Annotated in this window: 4 protein-coding genes; 2 read left to right on the top strand and 2 right to left on the bottom strand. The window is 71.4% G+C overall.

What is annotated here, in order from left to right; translation table 11 throughout:
- Nucleotides 1-873 precede the first annotated feature (873 nt).
- Nucleotides 874-1,641 (bottom strand): ABC transporter permease, encoded by a 768-nt coding sequence (locus LZG04_RS41335; RefSeq protein ID WP_233827427.1) that lies wholly within the window; start codon nucleotides 1,639-1,641, stop codon nucleotides 874-876.
- Nucleotides 1,638-2,546, bottom strand: a complete 909-nt coding sequence (locus LZG04_RS41330; RefSeq protein ID WP_233827426.1) for an ABC transporter ATP-binding protein — start codon at nucleotides 2,544-2,546, stop codon at nucleotides 1,638-1,640. Before LZG04_RS41330 ends, LZG04_RS41335 begins: the two co-directional genes overlap by 4 nt.
- Before the next feature lie 110 nt (nucleotides 2,547-2,656).
- On the opposite strand from LZG04_RS41330, the gene LZG04_RS41325 reads away from it, so the two are divergent.
- Nucleotides 2,657-3,760 (top strand): sensor histidine kinase, encoded by a 1,104-nt coding sequence (locus LZG04_RS41325; RefSeq protein WP_233827425.1) that lies wholly within the window; start codon nucleotides 2,657-2,659, stop codon nucleotides 3,758-3,760.
- On the top strand, nucleotides 3,757-4,401 hold the full coding sequence (locus tag LZG04_RS41320) for a response regulator transcription factor (protein WP_233827424.1): 645 nt from the start codon (nucleotides 3,757-3,759) through the stop codon (nucleotides 4,399-4,401). Before LZG04_RS41325 ends, LZG04_RS41320 begins: the two co-directional genes overlap by 4 nt.
- Nucleotides 4,402-4,557: the final 156 nt, after the last annotated feature.

Genomic DNA, 4,557 nt, shown 5'->3' with positions numbered 1-4,557 from the left:
GCGGTCCCTCGATGCCACCAGACCCGGTGACACCACCCCCCGGATCATGGGTTCGACTGGGGGCGTCAGTCATGCCGGACCTGGCGACCACGGCTCCTTGATCAGGAGCTACGAAAAAGGTAACGGGAGGTTGAGGAGTGGAGGGCGGTGGGGATGGGGCGGGTTGGGTTGAGTGAGTTGTGGAGTGGTCGGCTCCTCGCGGTGGCGGTGGCGGTGGCGGTAGCAGGGAGGGCCGGGGCGCGGCTCGGGTACGGGGTGGGCACGGTCCAGGGCGGTCAGGGTCCAAGGCGGTCGGGGTGGTGGGTCGGGAGACAGAGGATTGGTGAGAGGTAAAGGGCGGTTGGATGGGGCAGGGCCGGAGGCATGGGGTTGGCAGAGCGGGCGGCTCCTTGAGGTCGAAGCCGGGTGCAGAGGTGGCGATGAGGGCCAGGGCGCGGGCCGGGTGCGGGGTGACCACCGTCCAGGGCAGTCGGGGTTCAAGGCGGTCGGGGTGGTGGGTTGGGAGACAGAGGGTTGGTGAGAGGTGGAAGGCAGATGGGCAGGGCAGGGTCGCAGGCATGAGGGTGGCAGGGCAGGCGGCTCCTTGGAGTGAAAGCCGGGCGTGGAGGTGGCGGTGAGGGCCGGGGTGCGGGTCGGGTGCAGGGCGGCCACCGTCCAGGGCGGTCGGGGTTCAAGGCGGTCGGGGTGGTGGGTTGGGAGGAAGAGGGTTGGTGAGAGGTAGAGGGCGGTTGGTGGGGGCAGGGGCGGAGACATGAGGTTGGCAGGGCGGGCGGCTCCTTCGGGTCGAAGCCGGGCGCGGAGGTGGTGGTCGGGGGGCAGGTAGCGGGGGTGCCGAGGGTTGGAGGCGGGGTGAGGGGGCGGAGTGGTGGGGGTTTAGGCGTCGCGGCGGAGGAGGGTGATGGTGGCGGTGGTCAGGGTGAGGAGCAGGTAGGTGAGCATGACCAGGGCGGCTTGGGGTGGGGTCAGTGGGGTGCCCGACATCTCGCCGGAGAGTTGGGGGGCCAGGGCCGGCAGCATGATCGAGTAGACGCGGTCGTTCCAGGGGGCCGGCAGGATCAGGGTCAGGGACGGTAGGACGAAGAGCAGGGCGCAGAGGGTGACCAGGGCTCCCGCGGTGGAGCGGAGGATGAAGCCCAGGCCCAGGCCCAGGAGGCCGAGCAGGACCAGGGAGGCGGTGTTGGCCAGCAGGGTCGGGACGGCGTCGCTGAAGGTGGTGTAGGCGGAGATCGGGTGTGGGCGGTCGCCGGTGATCAGTTCCCCGATCTCATAGGCAACCAGGGTGGTCGCCAGGCCGATCAACAGGGACGCGCCGGCCACCACGACGGTCTTGGCCAGCAGGTAGGTCTTGCGCTGGGGCACGGAGACCAGAGCCGTCCTGATCATGCCGCTGCCGTACTCCGAGGTGATCGCCATCGCCCCCAGCACGCCCAGGCAGAACTGGGTGAACGGGACCACCATCGCGCTCGGGTCGGCCGCGCCGAACTGCCGTTGCACGTCCGGCGGCGAGGTGTCCCAGTCCGCCGTCATCAGGTACGACACCAGCGCACCGCCGAGCAGGCACAGCACGATGGCCAGCAGCACGTAGGTGGTCGAGCGGACGGAGCGGAGCTTCAGCCACTCCGAGTTCAGCACGTCGGTCATCGGGAGGTCTCCTTGGTGCGGTACTCCACGCTGGTCTCGGTCAGCTCGAGGTAGGCGTCCTCCAGGGACGCGCTGCGCGGGGTCAGTTCGTGGATCGGGATGCGGTTGCGGGCGGCGAGGTCGGCGATGCCCGGGGCGTCCAGCCCCTGCACGAGCAGCGCACCGTCCTCGGCGTGGGTGCTCGCGCCCCCGGCGGTCAGGACGGTCACCAGGGCGTCGGGCGCGGGCGTGCGGACCAGCACGTCCTTCTTGAACTTCTCCTGCAGGTCCTGCATGGACGTCTCGAGGATCAGCCTGCCCCGCCCGATCACGATCACCCGGTCGGCGGTCAGGGCCATCTCGCTCATCAGGTGGCTGGACACGAGCACGGTTCGCCCCTCGCGGGCCAGGCCCCGCATCAGGTGCCTGATCCAGCGGATGCCCTCCGGGTCGAGGCCGTTCACCGGCTCGTCGAACAACAGCACGCCCGGGTCGCCGAGCAGGGCCGCCGCCACCCCGAGGCGTTGCTTCATACCCAGCGACAGCGAGCCCACGCGTCTCTTCGCCACCCCGGCCAGGCCCACCTGCTCCAGCGTCGCGACGACCCGGCTGTCCTTGATGCCGTTGCTCCGGGCCAGCACGCGCAGGTGGTCGTAGGCCGACCGGCCGCCGTGCACCGCGCCCGCGTCGAGCAGCGCGCCGACCTCGTGCATGGGTCTGCGGATCCCGGCGTAACGGCGGCCGTTGACCAGGGCCTCGCCGCTGGTCGGGCGGTCCAGGCCGAGGATCGCCCGCATGGTGGTGGACTTGCCCGCGCCGTTGGGGCCGAGGAAGCCCGCCACGTAGCCGGGTTTCACCTCGAACGACAGGCCGTCCACCGCCCTCGTGGCGCGGTAGCGCTTGGTCAGTTCCCTCACTTCGATCATGGGGAGGAGCTTGCCGGGGTTCGGGGCCGGGCGGATCGGACCGGAGTCTGCGATTCGGGTCGGACCGTGGTCCGACGCCACGGCCCGCCGCGCCGATTACCGTGCCGGACGTGACCTCGCGAGTCCTGCGGATGCTGCCGACCGCCCACCTGTACGCGCTGGACGTGGTGACCGCCGTCGTGCTGGTCGTGATCTACCTGGACTTCGCCCGGGTGAACGGCGCGCCGGCGTGGCTGGGCTACCCGGTGGCGGTGCTGGTGGGCGCGCCGCTGGCGCTGCGCCGCAAGCGGCCGGTGCTCACGTTCGGGATCGTGCTGGCGGCGCAGAACGTCGCCACGCTCGGCCACATCACGCTGGAGCCCTACAGCGCGACGGCGTTCGCCCTGTACATGGTGGCGTCGGCCTGCGAGCGGCGCGTGGCCGTGGGCTCGCTGGTCACCGCCATCGTCACGGCGTGGGTCTCGGTGCTGGTCGGCGAGCCGTGGCCGGAGTCCTTCGGCCTGTGCGTGTTCCTCACGCTGGTCATCTGCGCCGCGTGGGCGCTGGGCCGCACCACCCGGATCCGCCGCTCGTACGAGGCGCGCCAGGCCGCCGAGGCGTCGTCCAAGGCCGTCGCCGAGGAGCGCATGCGGATCGCCCGCGAGCTGCACGACGTGGTCGCGCACAGCCTGAGCCTGATCACCGTGAAGGCGGGCGTCGCCGCCCACGTCGCGTCGGCGCAGCCCGAGCAGGCCCAGGAGGCGCTGGAGGTCATCGAGAAGACGTCCCGCGGCACCCTGGTCGAGATGCGACGGCTGCTGGGCGTGCTGCGGTCGGAGGACGCGGAGGCCGAGCTCGCACCCATGCCCGGTATGGACGACTTGCCCGGATTGGTGTCCCGCGCCTCACTGGCCGGGGTGGACGTGTCGCTGTCGGTGTCCGGTTCGCTGCCCGACGGGCTGGGGCTGACCGTGTACCGCATCGTGCAGGAGTCGGTGACCAACGTGGTCAAGCACGCCGCGCCGGCCACCTGCGAGGTGTCGATCGTCGTCGGGGACGCTTCGGTGCGGGTCGACGTGGTCGACGACGGACCGGGTGAACGGGTGCTGGCGGGCGGCGGGGGACACGGGTTGATCGGGATGCGAGAACGGGTGGCGGTCTACGGCGGGACGTTCTCCGCGGGCCCGCTGGCCGGCGGCGGGTTCGCGGTGCGCGCCGAGGTGCCCCTGTCGTGATCGACGTGGTGATCGTGGACGACCAGGCGCTGCTGCGGGGCAGCTTCCGGGTGCTCGTGGACTCGGCGCCCGACCTGCGGGTGGTCGGTGAGGCCGGCGACGGCGCCGAGGCGGTGTCGGTGGTGCGGTCGACGTCGCCGCACGTGGTGCTGATGGACGTCCGGATGCCGGACGTGGACGGGATCGCGGCCACCCGCGAGATCGGTTCGTTCAGCACGGCACGCGTGCTGATCCTGACCACCTTCGACCTGGACGAGTACGTCTACGCGGCGTTGCGGGCCGGCGCGAGCGGGTTCCTGCTCAAGGACACTCCCCCGGCCGACCTGCTCGCCGCGATCCGCGTGGTGGCCGCCGGCGACGCCCTGCTGTCACCCTCCGTGACGAAGCGCCTCGTGGCCGAGTTCTCCCGCACACCCCCGCCTCGCTCGATCCGCCTGGACGGGATCACGGAGCGTGAAAAGGAGGTGCTGTTGCTGATCGCACGCGGGCTGTCCAACGCCGAGATCATGGGCGAGCTGCACCTCTCGCCGGGCACGGTGAAGACCCACATCGGCCGCCTGCTGCACAAGCTCCAGGCCCGCGACCGGGCCCAGCTCGTGATCGCCGCCTACGAGTCCGGCCTGGTCACCGCACGCCCCTGACGCGGACAGCCCGCCCGGCGCGAGGCCGGGCGGGCTGTCCAGGCGGGTTGACGGAGGGCAGTGCGGTCCTACAGGTACTGACCGGTGTTCGTGGCCGTGTCGATCGCCCGACCCGACTCCTGGTTCTTGCCGGTCACGAGCGTGCGGATGTACACG

This window comes from Saccharothrix sp. S26, from assembly GCF_021390395.1.
In the GTDB taxonomy this organism is placed as follows: domain Bacteria; phylum Actinomycetota; class Actinomycetes; order Mycobacteriales; family Pseudonocardiaceae; genus Actinosynnema.
The sequence above is the reverse complement of the archived record's forward strand: the minus strand, read 5'-3'. Positions and strand labels throughout refer to the sequence as shown.

Excerpts from the sequence above, each read along its gene's own strand:
- LZG04_RS41330 (WP_233827426.1), bottom strand. The coding sequence starts at position 2,546 with ATGATCGAAGTGAGGGAACTGACCAAGCGCTACCGCGCCACGAGGGCG.
- LZG04_RS41335 (WP_233827427.1), bottom strand. The coding sequence starts at position 1,641 with ATGACCGACGTGCTGAACTCGGAGTGGCTGAAGCTCCGCTCCGTCCGC.